Origin of the sequence: Nostoc mirabile CHAB5784 (genome assembly GCF_020829645.1) — a bacterium.
Taxonomy (GTDB): domain Bacteria; phylum Cyanobacteriota; class Cyanobacteriia; order Cyanobacteriales; family Nostocaceae; genus Nostoc; species Nostoc mirabile.
Map to the genome: position 1 here is coordinate 80,251 of NZ_JAIVFS010000006.1, position 18,116 is coordinate 98,366.

The 18,116-nt window shown below is 44.5% G+C and carries 9 protein-coding genes and 1 pseudogene; 8 read left to right on the forward strand and 2 right to left on the reverse strand.

Going from position 1 to position 18,116, the window contains the following annotated elements:
• Positions 1 to 80: 80 nt before the first annotated feature.
• On the forward strand, positions 81 to 3,770 hold the full coding sequence (locus tag LC653_RS06670; RefSeq protein ID WP_229493523.1) for a two-partner secretion domain-containing protein: 3,690 nt from the start codon (positions 81 to 83) through the stop codon (positions 3,768 to 3,770).
• A 264-nt stretch (positions 3,771 to 4,034) separates the two neighbouring features.
• Complete coding sequence (locus tag LC653_RS06675; RefSeq protein WP_229493525.1) at positions 4,035 to 6,533, forward strand: CHAT domain-containing protein; 2,499 nt, start codon at positions 4,035 to 4,037, stop codon at positions 6,531 to 6,533.
• 407 nt (positions 6,534 to 6,940) lie between these two features.
• Here LC653_RS06675 and LC653_RS06680 read toward each other — a convergent pair whose 3' ends face one another.
• On the reverse strand, positions 6,941 to 7,099 hold the full coding sequence (locus LC653_RS06680; RefSeq protein ID WP_229493527.1) for a hypothetical protein: 159 nt from the start codon (positions 7,097 to 7,099) through the stop codon (positions 6,941 to 6,943).
• A gap of 250 nt (positions 7,100 to 7,349) precedes the next feature.
• Between LC653_RS06680 and LC653_RS06685 the strand changes: the two genes are divergently transcribed.
• A complete protein-coding gene (locus LC653_RS06685; protein ID WP_229493529.1) occupies positions 7,350 to 10,400 on the forward strand; it encodes a two-partner secretion domain-containing protein in 3,051 nt (1,016 codons plus the stop codon).
• On the opposite strand, the gene LC653_RS06690 is transcribed toward LC653_RS06685, so the two are convergent.
• The gene (locus LC653_RS06690; RefSeq protein WP_229493530.1) at positions 10,342 to 10,584 is read right to left on the reverse strand and encodes a hypothetical protein; all 243 of its coding nucleotides are present in this window, start codon (positions 10,582 to 10,584) and stop codon (positions 10,342 to 10,344) included. The genes LC653_RS06685 and LC653_RS06690 overlap by 59 nt on opposite strands.
• A 205-nt stretch (positions 10,585 to 10,789) precedes the next feature.
• On the opposite strand from LC653_RS06690, the gene LC653_RS06695 reads away from it, so the two are divergent.
• From LC653_RS06695 to LC653_RS06715, 5 genes and pseudogenes are all read left to right on the forward strand, one after another.
• Positions 10,790 to 10,993, forward strand: a complete 204-nt coding sequence (locus LC653_RS06695) for a hypothetical protein (protein WP_229493533.1) — start codon at positions 10,790 to 10,792, stop codon at positions 10,991 to 10,993.
• Positions 10,994 to 11,025: 32 nt separating this feature from the next.
• A complete protein-coding gene (locus LC653_RS06700) occupies positions 11,026 to 11,643 on the forward strand; it encodes a Uma2 family endonuclease (RefSeq protein WP_229493534.1) in 618 nt (205 codons plus the stop codon).
• A 952-nt stretch (positions 11,644 to 12,595) separates the two neighbouring features.
• Positions 12,596 to 12,745, forward strand: a pseudogene (locus LC653_RS06705) (hypothetical protein); the annotation flags it as partial.
• Between the two features lie 220 nt (positions 12,746 to 12,965).
• Positions 12,966 to 13,226, forward strand: a complete 261-nt coding sequence (locus tag LC653_RS06710; protein ID WP_229493537.1) for a hypothetical protein — start codon at positions 12,966 to 12,968, stop codon at positions 13,224 to 13,226.
• An 84-nt stretch (positions 13,227 to 13,310) separates the two neighbouring features.
• Complete coding sequence (locus LC653_RS06715; RefSeq protein ID WP_229493538.1) at positions 13,311 to 18,059, forward strand: two-partner secretion domain-containing protein; 4,749 nt, start codon at positions 13,311 to 13,313, stop codon at positions 18,057 to 18,059.
• Positions 18,060 to 18,116 lie beyond the last annotated feature (57 nt).

Genomic DNA, 18,116 nt, shown 5'->3' on the forward strand with positions numbered 1-18,116 from the left:
ATCCTACCGTGGATTTTCTATCTATCCTTATAAGAAGGTGTAGTTTACTTGCTGGTTATTTAAGGGGTGCAATGTCTAGAATGAAGCGATATAGGCAGCATTGGTGCTGGAAATTCGCACTGGGAAGTTGGTTGGTGATGGGTAGTGCGATCGGCGAAGCTGTATTGCAGACATTCGCTTTCTCTGTTAATTGCGCTTTTGCCCAGATCATACCTGATAGCACTCTACCCAATAATTCGAGTGTTACAACACAAGACAACATCAGTACTATTGAAGGGGGAACCCAAGCTGGAAGAAACTTGTTCCACAGTTTTCAGGAGTTTTCTGTTCTAACTGGCGGCACTGCTTTCTTTAATAATGCTACGGATATTCAAAATATCATCAGTCGGGTAACGGGTGGGTCAGCTTCTAATATTGATGGGTTAATTCGTGCTAATGGAACAGCTAACCTGTTTCTAATTAATCCTAATGGAATTGTATTTGGTGCAAATGCCAGCTTAAATGTTGGTGGTTCCTTTGTGGCGAGTACAGCGAATGCATTGCAATTTGGAAATATCGGATTTTTTAGCGCTACTGATCAAAATATCCCTTCACCTTTGTTGACTATTAATCCTTCCGCCTTACTATTTAATCAAATCAAAACCGCATCTATCGAAAATAACTCAGTTACTCCCTCCGGTTTAAATCCATCTTCTGAGATTACAGCAAGGGGTTTTTTGCGTGTACCAGATGGTAAGAGTTTGCTGTTGGTAGGCGGTGATATCAATATGGATGGTGGAGGATTGCTTGCTTTTGGTGGGCGAGTCGAGTTAGGTGGGTTAGCAGGTACAGGAACGGTTGGGTTGAATGGGGATGGTAGTAATCTGAGCTTGAGTTTTCCCAATAGTGTAGAAAGAAGTAATGTTTTCCTGAGAAATGGCGCTGGAGTAGCTGTTACTGCTAACGATGGTGGTAGTATCGCGATTAATGCCCGGAATTTAGAAATGACAAAAGAAAGTGGACTGTTTGCAGGCATAGCGACTGGACTGGGTTCTGATAATAGTAAAGCGGGAAATATTCAAGTTAATGCAACTGGAGTAATTAATCTCGACAATGACAGTTTAATTTCTAATCAGGTGGGACGAGAAGCAAACGGACAGGCAGGCGATATCAATCTTAGTGCTAATACTTTACAAGTTGAGAGTGGGGCACAGGTGAATGCTGGTACACGTGGTGTAGGTAAGGGGGGAAATTTAAGCGTTGATGCTCAACAGGTGCGACTGATTGGTGGTAATTCTCAGTTTGTCACTGGTTTGTCTGCTGACGCACAGCCAAACTCAACAGGGGATGCGGGAGATTTAACAATTAAAACTAATATCTTGCTAGTTCGAGATGGGGCACAAGTGAGTGTTGGTACATTTGGTGCAGCTAAGGGAGGAAATTTAAGCGTTGATGCCCAAGAGGTGCAACTTATTGGTGGTGATTCTCAGTTTGTCACTGGTTTGTCTGCTTCTGCACAGCCAGATTCAACAGGGAATGCGGGAGATTTGACTATTAGAACTAATACCTTACTAATCCGAGATGGGGCAGAAGTAAGTGCTGATACACTTGGTACAGGTAAGGGGGGAAATTTAACAATTAAAACTAATACTTTGCTAGTGCGAAATGGGGCACAAGTGCGTGCTATTACATTGGGTGCGGGTAAGGGGGGAAATTTAAGCGTTGATGCCCAAGAAGTGCAACTAATTCGTGGTGATTCTCAGTTTGTCACTGGTTTGTTTACTTCTGCACTGCCAAACTCAACAGGGGATGCAGGAGATTTGACTGTTAAAACTAATACGTTGCTAGTACAAGAGAGGACACAAGTAACAAGTGATACATTTGGTACGGGTAAGGGAGGAAATTTAAGCGTTGATGCCCAAGAAGTGCAACTAATTGGTGGTAATTCTGAGTTTCTCACTGGTTTGTCTGCAACTGCACAGCCAAACTCAACAGGGAATGCTGGAGATTTGACTATTAAAACTAATACGTTGCTGGTACGAGATGGGGCACAAGTGAATGCTGGAAGTTTCAGTGAGGGTAACGGGGGAAATTTGACTGTGGCTGCCTCCCAAGCTATAAGTCTAATTGGAAGAAGAAGCCGCTTGTCTGCTCAAACTCAAGGTAGTGGAGCATCTGGCAATTTGCAAATTTCTACTAAGCGTTTAACTGTCCAGGATGGAGCACAAATATCAGCTTCTTCTTTCGCTCAGGGACAGGGAGGGAGTTTGTTTGTAAACGCCTCCGAATCTGTAGAACTGATTGGAAAATCACCAGATAGTAGTCAGGTTGCCAGTGGTTTATTTGCTCAGGCTCAAGGTGCTGGAGCAGCAGGCAACTTGGCGATTACTACTGGAAAGTTGATTGTTCGGGATGGAGCACGTATATCAACTACTACTTATGCTCAGGGGCAGGGGGGGAGTTTGTCTGTGAACGCCTCCGACTCCGTAGAAGTAATTAGAGGAAGTGGTTTGTCTACTCAAGCTCAAGGTAATGGAGTAGCTGGGAACTTGACGATTGCTACAGGCAAGTTGATTGTCCGGGATGAAGCGCAGGTATTAACTACTACTTATGGTCAGGGGCAGGGGGGAATTTTGTCTGTGAACGCCTCCGACTCCGTAGAAGTAATTGGAAGAGATAGCGGCTTGTTCGCTGACACTCAAGGTGATGGAACAGCCGGAAATTTGACAATCACTACGGGTAAGTTGATTGTCCAGGATGAGGCACAGGTATTTACTGGTACTACTGGTAAGGGACAGGGGGGTAATTTGATAGTGAATGCCTTGGAGTCTGTGGAAATTAACTCTTACTCTTCAGCTGATTCTTCAAGGTTTAGCGGCTTGTTTACTCTAACACAAGGTGCTGGAGCAGCTGGGGACTTGACGATTACTACTGATCAGTTAACTGTAAAGAATAAGTCTCAAGTAGCTGTATCCAGTGAAGGAACCGGGAAAGCAGGCAATTTAGACGTTACAGCTTCCTCGATCCTTCTTGACGGCAACCAAGCAGCGTTAAACGCTCAGACTGCTTCCGGTAATGGTGGTAATATTACGCTCCGAGACCTGGACTTATTGCTGTTGCGTCGTGGCGCTCAAATTTCCACCACCGCAGGCACAGCAGAAGCTGGTGGTAATGGTGGCAACATCACCATCAATGCCCCGTCGGGCTTCATTGTTGCCGTCCCAAACGAAGATAGCGACATCACTGCTAATGCCTACACAGGCAACGGTGGCAGAGTAAATATTCAAGCCTTTGGTATCTATGGCATTCAACCCCGCCAGTTCCTAACTTCTCTTTCGGATATCACTGCTAGTTCCCAGTTTGGAATTAACGGCACTGTAGAACTCAACACACCCGACATTGACCCTAACAGTGGCTTAGTCAATTTGCCAACCGTACCAGTTGATACTCAAGTAGCACAGGGCTGTACCGCAGGTAGCGCTGTAGCTAAGAGTAGTTTTACAATCACCGGACGCGGCGGCTTACCACCAAATCCGGGTGAAGCCCTCAGCGCTGACGCAGTGCAGGTAGATTTGGTGGCTCTCAACCCAGAAGTAGGTAAATCCTCTACTCCAGCAGTTTCCACAAATCCCATTAACCCAACACCAACTCGCATAGTAGAAGCTACTGGTTGGGTAATTGCTGCTAATGGCGATATAATTCTCACTAGCTCTATACCCACCGTTACGCCTCATTCTTCCTGGCAGAGGGCAGCCGATTGCCGTGTGTTTAATAAACACCAGGGAGGTTGAGCAACTTACACTGTCTATTTTTAGTAAAAACGCGGTGCAAGTGGGAGCAAAAACATGACAATAAAAAAATTTAGATTACGGATAATCAAACGCTTTTTAATAGGACTTACGCACAAGAGATCCCCCAACCCCCTTAAAAAGTGGGCTTTTAGCGTTCCCCCCTTTTTAAGGGGGGTTAGGGGGGATCTAGGTTTCAGGTTTTCAGTGCGTAAGTCCTGTTTAAGTGTACTGCTGCTTTTGGCTATGTTCTTAGGCGCTCTTTTATTGCCCCCTACTTTCGCACATGTAACTGCGGAAAACTCCATTGTTCAAAAGTTGTCCTATGCCCAGAGTTTGCTGGAACAGGGCAGTAAATTTTATGAAGCCGAACGGTTTGCTGAAGCTGCTACTTCTTGGCAACAGGCTATCTCTGCATTCAAAGCTAATGGGGATGAACAAAGACTTACGATCGCACTGGGTAATCTCTCATTAGCCTATCAGCAATTGGGACAGTGGTCAGAGGCAGAAAGTGCGATCGCTCAAAGTCTCAACTTATTACAAACTTCTCAAAATATAGATAGCAAAGACTCCTCGCAAATTCTCGCCCAAGTCCTAGATATCAAAGGTCGCCTGCAATTGGCTCAAAGCAAAGCTGAAGATGCCCTGGATACTTGGCGAGTATCACTTGACATTTATACCAAAATCGGCAATGAAAGGGCGGTTCTTCAAAATCGGATTAACCAAGCGCAAGCTTTGCAAGCTTTAGGATTTTATCGACAAGCCGAGAAGACATTAAGAGAAAGTACCCAGATTCTCCAAAGTCAACCCAACTCACCTGTTAAAGTTGCAGCCCTGCATAGTCTCGGCAATGTCATGCAAGTCACAGGTGATTTAGAAACATCTCGGCAGATATTGCAGCAAAGTTTAGAAGTAGCTTCATCATTGCCAGATCAGGAAGCGATCGCTGATATTCTCCTCAGTTTGGGTAATACAGCCCGTGTTCAGCAAGACACGCAAACAGCGATAAAATTTTATCAACAAACTATCAAAACTGCAACCTCACCCATTACACGCATCCAAGCTCAAGCCAATCAACTAAGACTACTGCTGAAAACTGAGCAATTGTCAGCTTTCCAAACATTGTCCTCTCAAATTAAAACTCAGCTTAACGACTTACCCGTTAGTCGGACAGCAATTTCTGCCCGCATTAACTTTGCCCAAAGTCTAATGCAATTCCGAAAAAAAACCGCCGCAGACACTCCCTCATGGTTGGACATTGCCCAATTACTAGCAACTGCGATTGAGCAAGCAAAAAATTTGCAAGATAAACGCACACAATCCTATGCTATTGGTGTTTTAGGTCAAGTGTACGAACAAACTCAACAGTTGTCTGATGCCCAAAACCTCACCCAACAAGCCTTGCTCATCGCTCAAGCTATCGATGCTAAAGACATTGGCTATCAATGGCAATGGCAACTGGGACGTTTGCTTAAAGCTAAGGGAGATACAAAAGGAGCAGTAGCAGCTTACACAGAAGCAGTTAATAACCTCCAAGCCCTCCGCAGTGATTTAGTTGCTGTCAATTCTGCGGTGAAATTTTCCTTTCGAGAGGAAGTTGAACCAGTTTATCGACAGTTGGTTGATTTACTTTTGCAATCTCAGGGTAATCAAGTTAGCTCAGAAAATCTCGAAAAAGCCAGCAATACAATCGAATTACTGCAAATAGCAGAACTAGAAAACTTCTTTCGCAACAACTGTTTGAATGCTCAAATCCGTAATCCAAAAAAAGATCCAACGGCAGCAATTATTTATCCATTTATTTTGCCAGACCGACTAGAGGTGATGATTGAGTTGCCTCAACAGCGTTGGTTGCACTACACTACCCCTGTAGTTGAAAAAGAATTGGAAACTACTTTAGCGCAACTACAGGAAAATTTACCCAAACCACACACGCTGCGACAGGTTCAGTCTTTATCCCAGAAGGTTTACAAATGGCTGATTCAACCTGCTGAAGCTGCCTTAGCTGAAAGTCAGACTCCTACTTTGGTGTTTGTGCTGGATGGTTGGTTGCGAAATATTCCGATGGCAGCTCTCTACGATGGCAAACAGTATCTAGTTGAGAAGTTTAACATTGCACTTACTCCCAGTCTGCAACTGATTGAACCCAAAACATCACAGAAGGAATTCAAGGCAATAGCCGCAGGATTGAGTGAAGCAAGTTCGGGATTTTCTGCACTACCCAACGTCAAACTTGAATTAGAACAAATCCGCTCTCAAGTCCCTAGCAGCATCCTTCTGAATCAAGAATTTACCAGCAAAGCTTTGGAAAACCGGATTAATTCTTTATCTTTCCCTATCGTTCATCTTGCAACTCATGGTAAGTTTAGCTCCAAGGCTGAGGAGACATTTATTGTCGCTTGGGATGAGCGTATTTATGTCAAAAAGTTAAATGAGTTAGTGCGAACGCTAGAGCAAAATAGACCCGAAGCGATTGAATTGCTCATTCTTAGTGCCTGTCAAACAGCTGCCGGGGACGAACAAGCTGCACTAGGAATTGCTGGTGTCGCTTTTCAGGCAGGAGCACGCAGTACGATCGCTTCTTTGTGGAACTTGGATGATGAGTCTACTGCTGTGTTGATGAGTCAATTTTACCAAGAATTAGGCAACAAAAACCTAACTAAAGCTGAAGTACTCCGTCACGCCCAGCTAGCTCTTTTGCAAAATCCCAAATACAAACGTCCCAGGTTTTGGGCCCCCTATGTTCTTTTGGGTAATTGGCTTTGAGCCATCACCACTTCAAGCGGTGGGATTCAGGCTTGGAGTTGGAGTTAACTTTTTGCCCATTTACTTATAGCGGTTCTCGTTTACGTGAGGTACACCCGTAGGGGCACGGCACTGCCCATACGTGTCAACTTAACGTAAAAGCCATGTCCCGCAAGGAACTTCAGTTCCTTGCTAATAGCGAAAGTCATCTCTTGATGACTAAATAATCCGAAAAATCTTTAGTCTACTTTAGTAGACTTTAGCTATTAGCCTAGAACTTTAGTTCGAGGCGGGCGAGTCAGCTAACAGTTAAGCTATTTCTAGCTTAAGTTGACACCAATGGGCACTGCCGTGCCCCTACACCTCGTGATGTAATGTTGTACCGCATCTGAATGGGAACGGCTATATGCAGATGCCATTGCATCAACTTACAACGCCATTGCATCGACTGACAATGCGATTGTATCGACTAACAATGCGATTGTATCAACTGACAATGCGATTGTATCAACTGACAATGCCATTGCATCAACTGACAATGCCATTGCATCAACTGACAATGCCATTGCATCAACTGACAATGCCATTGCATCAACTTACAATGCGATTGTATCGACTTACAATGCCATTGTATTGGCTGACAATGCGATCGCATCGACTGATGAATTATGGTGTATAAATTTATGTAAAGAAATTAGCAAGTTTTGCGTAAAACTAACGCGATCGCAACAGAGAATTATCTAGGGGTGACTGCAACCACCGTAAACCCACATTAGTAGTGTGACATAACCAAAAGTTTAGGAATTACTGTTTGCTTAGAGGGGTACAATGTCCAAGATGAGTATTCGTTGGGACTGGTTTTTAGAAATTGCAATATGTGGTTCAAGCATTTGGAGTACAAATTGCGCTTTTGCCCAAATTATCCCGGATGGGACTTTGCCTAATAACTCTAGTGTCACAAAGGATGGGAACATCTTCAATATCACTGGAGGAACTCAAGCACGCAGCAACTTGTTCCACAGTTTTCAGGAGTTTTCTGTTCCAAATGGCAGCACTGCAATATTTAATAATGCAGTGGATATTCAGAATATTATCAGTCGGGTAACGGGTGGGTCACGTTCTAATATTGATGGGATAATCCGCACTAATCCTACGGCTAACCTGTTTTTAATTAATCCCAATGGAATTGTATTTGGTCAGAATGCTCAATTAAATGTTGGTGGTTCTTTTGTGGCAAGTACAGCGAATGCGATCGCTTTTGGTAATCAAGGTTTTTTCAGTGCTTCAAATCCCGAAAGTTCTTCATCACTGCTGACAGTCAATCCTTCGGCTTTACTATTTAATCAAATCAAAACCGCATCTATCGAAAATAATTCAGTTGCTCCCTCCGGTTTAAATCCATCTTCTGAATTTATAGCAACGGGTTTGCGTGTACCAGATGGCAAGAGTTTGCTATTGGTAGGTGGTGATATCAATATAGATGGTGGAGATTTGTATGCTTTTGGTGGACGAGTCGAGTTAGGGGGATTAGCAGGTGTAGGAACAGTTGGATTGAATAAAGATGGCAATACTCTAAGTTTGAGTTTTCCCGATAATGTAGAAAGAAGTGATGTTTTCCTTAGCAATGGCGCGATAGTAAGAGTTACTGCTGGTGATGGTGGAAGTATCGCGGTTAATGCCCGGAATTTAGAGATGACAGGAGAGAGTGAACTCTTTGCAGGCATAGACAGTGGGCTGGGTTCTGATAACAGTAAAGCGGGAAATATTGAGATTAATGCAACTGGAACAGTAAACCTTAACAGAAGTCCCATTAACAATTTAGTGCTATCAGGAGCAAGTGGGCAGGGAGGTGATGTGAGGATCAGTGCTAATACTTTGCTAGTACAAGATGTGGCACAAGTAGCTACTGTCACATTTGGTGCGGGCAAAGGAGGAAATTTAACCGTTAATGCACAAAATGTGCAACTCATTGGTACAAACAATGATAATCAGTTTACCAACGGCTTGTTTACTCAAGCAGGGCCAAATTCAAAAGGGGATGTGGGTGATTTGACTATTAAAACTAATACCTTGCTAGTACTAAATGGGGCACAAGTAGCTACTGTCACATTTGGTGCGGGCAAAGGAGGAAATTTAACCGTTAATGCACAAAATGTGCAACTCATTGGTACACGTGCCGATGGTCAGTTTGCCAGTGGCTTGTTTACTTCCGCACAGCCAAATTCAAAAGGGGATGCGGGTGATTTGACTATTAAAACTAATACCTTGCTAGTACTAAATGGGGCACAGGTAGCTGCTGGTACATTTAGTGAGGGCAAGGGGGGAAATTTGACCATTGATGCTCAAGACGTGCAAATCATTGGTAGAAGGGCCGATGGTCAATTTGGCAGTCGCTTGAGTGTTGACGCAGCGCCAAATTCAAAAGGGGATGCGGGTGATTTGACTATTAAAACTCATACCTTACTAGTGGGGGATGGGGCACAGGTGGGTGCTGCTACATTTAGTGACGGTAAGGGGGGAAATTTAACCGTTGATGCTATTGATGTGCAAATCATTGGCAGAAGTGCCGATGGTCAATTTGGCAGTCGCTTGTTTGCTGATGCACAGCCAGATTCAACAGGGAATGCGGGTAATTTGACTATTAAAACTAATACTTTACTAGTTAAAGATGGGGCACAAGTGAGTACTAGTACATTTGGTGCGGGCAAGGGGGGAAATTTAACCGTTGATGCTATTGATGTGCAACTTATTGGTACAAGCGCTGATAATAAGGTTGCCAGTGGCTTGTTTGCTTCAGCAGAGCCAAACTCAACAGGGGATGCGGGTGATTTGAGGATTACAACTAATACCTTGCTCGTTGAGGGTGGGGCACAGGTGGATGCTGGTACATTAGGTGCAGGCAAGGGGGGAAATTTAACCGTTGATGCTATTGATGTGCAAGTTATTGGTAGAAGCGCTGATAATCAGTTTCCCAGTGGCTTGTTTGCTTCAGCACAGCCAAACTCAACAGGGAATGCGGGTGATTTGAGGATTACAACTAATACCTTGCTAGTACGAGATGGAGCTGGAATAACTGTACAGAGTTTAGGAACAGGAACCGCAGGTATCATGACATTAAATTCTCGCTCCATCCGTTTAAACAACAATGCCTTACTTATCGGGAACACACAAAGTCCTAAAGTTGACCCCAATAGGGAACAGGCGACAATTAACATTAACTCACAATTTTTGATAATGAGCCTCAATAGCAACATCTTCACCAACGCTACAGGAAAAAACGTCATTGGTGGCAACATTAACATTGACACCGATTTCCTCATTGCTTTTGAAAATAGCGACATCAGCGCCAATTCTGCTAACTTCCGTGGCGGGAATGTGCTCATCAATGCCCAAGGTATCTTTGGTATACAGTTCCGAGATATCGCATCTGATAAAACAAGCGATATCACCGCAACAGGAGCAAGTTCTGAGTTAAGTGGTAATGTAGAACTCAACACACCTGATGTAGACCCTAACAGTGGCTTAGTCAATTTGCCAACCGTACCAGTTGATACCCAAGTAGCACAGACTTGTCAAGCTGGTGGAAATTTAGCTAAGAGCAGTTTTACAATCACTGGACGCGGCGGCTTGCCACCATTACCAGGTGAAGCTCTTAACACTGATGCAGTGCAGGTAGATTTGGTGACTCTCAATTCAAGCGATGATAACCGCGATCGCTCCTCTGTTCCCAGCAAAATAACTACCCCCACACCAGAACCCATCATAGAAGCTACCGGTTTGCTGCTAAACCAAAAAGGGGAAGTCGTGCTGACAGCAAATCTTCCCACCACTACGCCCCATAGTCCTTGGTTGAAGCCTGCATCTTGTAGAACAATTCGTAATTCGTAATTCGTAATTCGTAATTTAAGAAAGTTAGATTGCAATCTGGTTTTTTATCGACCTGCAATGCGATCGCATCGACTAACAATGCCATTGTTTCGACTAACAATTCGATTGTATCGGCTGACAATGCCATTGTTTCGACTAACAATTCGATTGTATCGGCTGACAATGCCATTGTTTCGACTGACAATGCAATTGTATTGGCTTTACTTAACTAAAATTCTCGTGCAAAGTCGGCTAAAACTGTTTTTAGCTACGCCTCCTTCGAGAGATGACGAGATGACAAACGCGATACCGCTAAAATTGTAGATGAGGATGAGGTCAGCAAGGAGAAAAGACGACAGACGATTTTAGATTTGACGATATTTACCTACGCCTCAATGAACTGACGCCAGATGTTACAAACTTCAAAATTCAGGCAGGAACCATTGGAACTTCCCTTTTTAGCGATTGCTCGGACAATTACTTTGGCTACTGCATTAGCGTCGGATATGCGGGAATTCAAAGCGAATATTAGAGAAATGAAGGCTGACAAGAGAAACTTAAACGCAGGGTTAGAAGAACTTCTGCGGTTATTCCGTAATCAAAAAAGTTCGTGAAGCATAGTTCCAGGCATTAAGGAAACAATATCATGTTTCAACCTTTAGTTGAGCCGATAACCTTTGAAGAGTTTATAGAGTGGAAACCAGAAAATGGCAGATATGAATTACATAAAGGAGTCATAGTTGAAATGCAACCAACAGGCGACCATGAGTTGGTCAGGGCATTTTTGATTAGAGAACTTAACTTTGAAATTCGCAGATTCAATCTAGCTTATTCAATCCCTAGCCAAGCGTTAGTTAAAGCAGTAGATAAAAAATCCGGTTATATTCCTGATGTCTTAGTATTGAACCTGACTAATTTAGCGAATGAACCACTTTGGAAAAAGTCATCTACTGTTTCTCAGGCAGAATCAATTCTATTAATAGTGGAAGTGGTCAGTACCAACTGGCGTGATGACTATTTTCTCAAATTTGGTGAGTACGAAGAAATGGGGATTTCTGAATATTGGATTGTTGACTATGCTGCTCTAGGTGGAAAGCGGTTTATTGGCAATCCTAAACAGCCGACGGTATCAGTTTACACTCTAGTTGAAGGAGAGTATCAAATTACTCAGTTTCGAGGAAATGACCGGATTGAATCACTTACTTTTCCAGAGTTAGATTTAACTGCTGAACAAGTTTTTCAAGCTGCTTTGGGAGAAGCTTAACCAAAAACATATACTTTCAAAGGAAACTCTGCAATTTTTAGATTGACTTTTGATATAAAGCATATAAGTCAATACGCTTGGGTTAAGGCTAAAAAATAAGGCGTTGCTGAATCAAGGGATGATTCTTGTAGGGTGGGCGTCTCGCCCGCCCTGAAATACAAGGGACGGGCAAGATGCCCATCCCACAAAACTAGCAAAATCATCCCGCAAATATGCAACGCCAAAAATAAAACTAGTGTAGGTTGGGGAGCCACTGCGTTGGGCGGCTCTGCCGACTTGAAGCAAGTGGCGTTTGAGGAACAAAACCCAACATTATCAAGCCTTTGTTGGGTAACACGAATGTTCAACCCAACGTAGCATTCTTCTTAACCCAAGCGTATTAGCATATAAGTAATATCAAGTTCGGCAAATTACTTACGATATGTCATTGCGTTCGCCCTTGGCGTTCCCGTTGGCGCAGCCTCTCCAAGAGTTGGGTATGTAACGAAGTGGAATGAAGCAATTCCCTTGGCTTTGGGATTGCCGCGCAACTCTTAGAGGATGTTTTAAAAGTAGTTAGCTGTAATTTTAGGCACTTGTTGATCCCCCCTAACCCCCCTTAAAAAGGGGGGAACCGGAATCAAAGTCCCCCAATTTATCGGGGGATTTAGGAGGATCTAAAACGTTTTGCTACCGACCAGAGGACTTTTAAAACATCCTCTTAGAGACGCTGCGCGAACGCTCGCTTTTGACTAAGTATTAAGTCGGACATGATATAATATCATGTCCGCCAAGTTACCCATAATAAAAGAACCCCACCCCCAACCCCTCCCCGCAAGCAGGAGGGGAGCGAAAGCGTAGCTTTTGCGGGGTGGGGTGATTCGGGTTTAATAAGCAATCAAGCGGACATGATATAACTTGCCAAAGGATGAATCAAAAATTTTACTGGTAAGAAACCACCAAACAGCTTGGATTGCAGCAAGGAGTACAACTTGAACGCCGCCAAGTTGTAGAAAACTTGTTGAGATTCCGGTTTGGTTCTGTGGATGAAGAACTGTCAAGAGTGGTTGATAGTTTGTTGCAGTTAACTCCAGAAGAATTTACTCCGCTATGCCCAAATTGATATTGCTCAGATTGACACCAATCAACCAAGGTGGTCTGACAAAGATAGCTCCCGAATCAATTCTCTTAACCACCTTTGGGGGTTAAAGTAAAGAGCAACTAATAAGCAGCGTGTTTTGTGTCGGGGTTTAAATCCCTGTCACAAAACGTAATTGCGTTAGCGTAGCGGGGCGTAGCCCATTGCGAATTGGTTTAAAATCTCTTTCCCCAGCAGCATATCGTTGCAACAACTCCATTCGATTGCATCGACTTACAATGCCATTGCATCAACTGACAATGCCATTGCATCGACTTACAATGCGATTGTATCGACTGACAATGCCATTGTATCGGCTGACAATTCGATTGTATCGACTGACAATGCCATTGTATCGACTGACAATGCCATTGTATCGACTGATGAATTATATTGTATAAATTTATGTAAAGAAATTAGCAAGTTTTGCGTAAAACTAACGCGATCGCAACTGAGAATTATCTAGGGGTGACTTCAACCACTGTAAACCCACATTAGTGGTGTGACATAACCAAAAGTTTAGCGATCGCTGTTTGCTTAGAGGGGTGCAATGTCCAAGATAAGTATTCGTTGGGGCTGGTTTTTAGGAATTGCAATATGTGGTTCAAGCATTTGGAGTACAAATTGTGCTTTTGCCCAAATTATCCCGGATGGCACTTTGCCTGATAACTCTAGTGTCAAATTAGAGGGGAACAACAGCATCATTGAAGGAGGAACCCAAGCAGGTGGCAACTTGTTCCACAGCTTTCGGGAATTTTCTGTCCCGACTAACGGCGCTGCTTTGTTTAATAATAGAGTGGATATTCAAAATATTATCAGTCGGGTAACGGGTGGATCAGTCTCTAATATTGATGGGTTAATTTACGCTAATGGCACAGCTAATTTATTTTTGATAAATCCTAATGGGATTATTTTTGGGCAAAATGCTCAATTAAATATTGGTGGTTCTTTTGTTGCGACTACAGCGAATGCACTGCAATTTGGAAATCGAGGATTTTTTAGCGCGACTGATCAAAATATCCCTTCACCGTTGTTGACTATTAATCCTTCAGCATTGCTGTTTAATCAGATTAATCAAAACGCAGCGATTCAAAATAATTCAGTTGCATTTGCAGGACAAGATCCAACAGGCTTTTTTGATGTATTTGGTTTACGAGTACCAGATGGTAAGAGCTTACTGCTGGTCGGTGGTAATGTCAGCATGGATGGGGGGCAATTAAATGCTTATGGTGGGCAAGTTGAGTTAGGAGGGTTGGCCCAAGCTGGTACTGTAGCGTTGGGTGTAAATGGCGATAATCTCAGCTTGAGATTTCCTGATAATGTTGCGCGAACTGAGGTATCCCTTACTAATCAAGCAAGTATATATGTAGAAGGCGCTGGTGGCGGTAATATTGCAGTCAATGCCTCTAATCTAGAGATATTGGGAAGAAGTTTTTTAATCGGTGGTATTGGGTATGGTTTGAGGACATCTGAAACAATTGGGGGAGATATTACGCTTAATGCTACCGGGTCAATCAAAGTTGCTGGTGGGAGCGCAGTTGACAATCTTGTGCGCTCGGGTTCACAAGGCAATGGGGGTAACATTACTATCGATTCTGGTTCATTCTCGTTACAAGATGGCGCTCTACTTTCAGCCTCAACATTTGGACAAGGCAATGCAGGGAATGTGACAGTGCGGGCACGAGATGCTGTTTCTCTTGCAGATAATGCTGCCATCCTCAGCACGGTGGAAGCCGCAGGTGTAGGTAAGGGAGGTAATATCGACATCAATGCTGCAACCCTCTCGCTAAAAGATGGCGCTATTCTGGCAACCGCTACTGGTGAAGCATCTGCAACAGCGCCAGCAGGACAGGGGGATGCGGGGAATGTGAATGTGAATGTTACTGGTGCTGTTGATATTGCTGGGGAGAAAAATGGTATTTTTAGTGGGATTCGCAGCTTGGTGTCAACGGGGACAGTTGGCAATGGGGGTAACATTACTATCGATTCTGGTTCATTCTCGTTACAAGATGGCGCTCAACTTGAAGCCTCAACTTATGGACAAGGAAATGCGGGGAATGTGACAGTGCAGGCACGAGATGCTGTTTCTCTTGCAGATGATGCTGTCATCCTCAGCACGGTGGAAGCCGCAGGTGTAGGTAAGGGAGGTAATATCGACATCAATGCTGCAACCCTCTCGCTAAAAGATGGCGCTCAATTGCTAACCATTACTCGTGAAGCATCTGCAACAGCGCCAGCAGGACGGGGGGATGCGGGGAATGTCAATGTGAATGTTACTGGTGCTGTTAATATTGCTGGGGAGAAAAACGGTTTTTTTAGTGGGATTCGCAGCTTGGTGTCAACGGGGACAGTTGGCAATGGGGGTAACATTACTATCGATTCTGGTTCATTCTCGTTAGGCGATCGCGCTCAACTTACTGCCGAAACTTCTGGACTTGGGAATGCGGGGAATGTGACAGTGCGGGCACGAGATGCTGTTTCTCTTGCAGATAATGCTGCCATCCTCAGTACAGTGGGAGCAGGGGGTGTAGGTAAAGGTGGCAATATCAACATCAATGCGGCAACACTATCACTATTTGATGGCGCTCAATTGCTAACTATTACTCGTGAAGCATCTGCAACAGCGCCAGCAGGACGGGGGGATGCGGGGAATGTGAATGTTAATGTTACTGGGTCAGTTAATATTGCTGGGGAGAAAAACGGTCTTTTTAGTGGGATTGGCAGCTTTGTGGATACGGGGACAGTTGGCAATGGGGGTAACATTACTATCGATTCTGGCTCATTCTCATTACGCGATCGCGCTCTACTTTCAGCCTCAACTTCGGGACTTGGGAATGCAGGGAATGTGACAGTGCAGGCACGAGATGCTGTTTCTCTTGCAGATAATGCTGGCATCTTCAGCACGGTGTCATCAGGGGGTGTAGGTAAAGGTGGCAATATCGACATCAATGCGGCAACACTATCACTAATTGATGGCGCTCAACTGCAAACTATTACTCGTGGTGCATATGCAACAGCGCCAGCAGGACAGGGGGATGCGGGGAATGTGAATGTGAATGTTACTGGTGCTGTTGATATTGCTGGGGAGAAAAATGGTATTTTTAGTGGGATTTACAGTACGGTGTCAACGGGGACAGTTGGCAATGGGGGTAACATTACTATCGATTCTGGTTCCTTCTCGTTAGGCGATCGCGCTCTACTTGAAGCCTCAACTTATGGACAAGGAAATGCGGGGAATGTGACAGTGAGTGCTAAAAATGCTGTTTCTCTTGCAGATAATGCTGCCATCCTCAGCAGGGTGGAAGCCGCAGGTGTAGGTAAGGGAGGTAATATCGACATCAATGCTGCAACCCTCTCGCTAAAAGATGGCGCTCAATTGCTAACCGCTACTCGTGAAGCATCTGCAACAGCGCCAGCAGGACAGGGGGATGCGGGGAATGTGAATGTGAATGTTACTGGTGCTGTTAATATTGCTGGGGAGAAAAATGGTATTTTTAGTGGGATTTACAGTACGGTGTCAACGGGGACAGTTGGCAATGGGGGTAACATTACTATCGATTCTGGTTCCTTCTCGTTACGCGATCGCGCTCGATTTGAAACCTCAACACTTGGACAAGGAAATGCGGGGAATGTGACAGTGCGGGCACGAGATGCTGTTTCTCTTGCAGATAATGCTGCCATCCTCAGCACGGTGGAAGCCGCAGGTGTAGGTAAGGGAGGTAATATCGATATCTTAGCTGCAACCCTCTCGCTAAAAGATGGCGCTCAACTGGCAACCGCTACTGATGAAGCATCTGCAACAGCGCCAGCAGGACAGGGGGATGCGGGGAATGTGAATGTGAATGTTACTGGTGCTGTTGATATTGCTGGGGAGAAAAATGGTATTTTTAGTGCGATTGCCAGTCGGGTGTCAACGGGGACAGTTGGCAATGGGGGTAACATTACTATCGATTCTGGTTCATTCTCGTTAGGCGATCGCGCTGGACTTACTGCCTCAACTTATGGACAAGGCAATGCAGGGAATGTGACAGTGCGGGCACGAGATGCTGTTTCTCTTGCAGATAATACTGCCATCCTCAGTACAGTGGGAGCAGGGGGTGTAGGTAAAGGTGGCAATATCAACATCAATGCGGCAACACTATCACTAATTGATGGCGCTAGCCTGGTAACCGCTACTCGTGAAGCATCTGCAACAGCGCCAGCAGGACGGGGGGATGCGGGGAATGTCAATGTTAATGTTACTGGGTCAGTTAATATTGCTGGGGAGAAAAACGGTTTTGTTAGTGCGATTGGCAGCGATGTGGATACGGGGACAGTTGGCAATGGGGGTAACATTACTATCGATTCTGGTTCCTTCTCATTACGAGATGGCGCTTTACTTAAAGGCTCAACTTTTGGAGAAGGGAATGCAGGCACAATTAAAGTTAATGCAGCTGATTTTTTCACCGTTTCTGGTAAGAGTTCTAACAACTTTAACAGTGGCTTGTTCGTTAACTCCCAAAGTCCGACGGGTACTGCTGGAGATATTATCGTCACCTCACCTAGAGTTACCTTAGATAACCAAGGCGTACTCAACGCCCAATCTGCATCTGGTAACGGTGGCGACATCAACTTACAAACTGATTTACTGCTTCTGCGTCGTGGCGCTCAAATTTCTACCACCGCAGGCACAGCACAAGCTGGTGGTAATGGTGGCAACATCACCATCAATGCTCGCAATGGCTTCATTGTTGCTGTCCCAAACGAAAATAGCGATATCACTGCTAATGCTTACACAGGCAGTGGTGGCAGAGTCAATATTCAAGCCTTTGGTATCTATGGCATTCAACCCCGCTCTAACCCAACTTCTCTTTCGGATATCACCGCTAGTTCTGAGTTTGGGGTAAACGGCACTGTAGAACTTAACACGCCGGATATTGACCCTAACAGTGGATTAGTCAACTTGCCAACCGTACCAGTTGATACCCAAGTAGCACAGACTTGTCAAGCTGGTGGAAATTTAGCTAAAAGCAGTTTTACAATCATTGGACGCGGCGGCTTGCCACCATTACCAGGCGAAGCTCTTAACACTGATGCAGTGCAGGTAGATTTGGTGACTCTCAATCCAAACGCTGATAACCGCGATCGCCCACATTTTACCAGCAAAACAACTACCCCCGCACCAGAACCCATCATAGAAGCTACTGGTTTGGCGCTAAACGAAAAAGGGGAAGTTGTCCTGACAGCAAATCTTCCTACCACTACGCCTCATAGTCCTTGGTTGAAGCCTGCATCTTGTAGAGCAATTCGTAATTCGTAATTCGTAATTCGTAATTTCAGAAAGTCAGATTGTAATCTGGGTTTTTTTCATCGGACT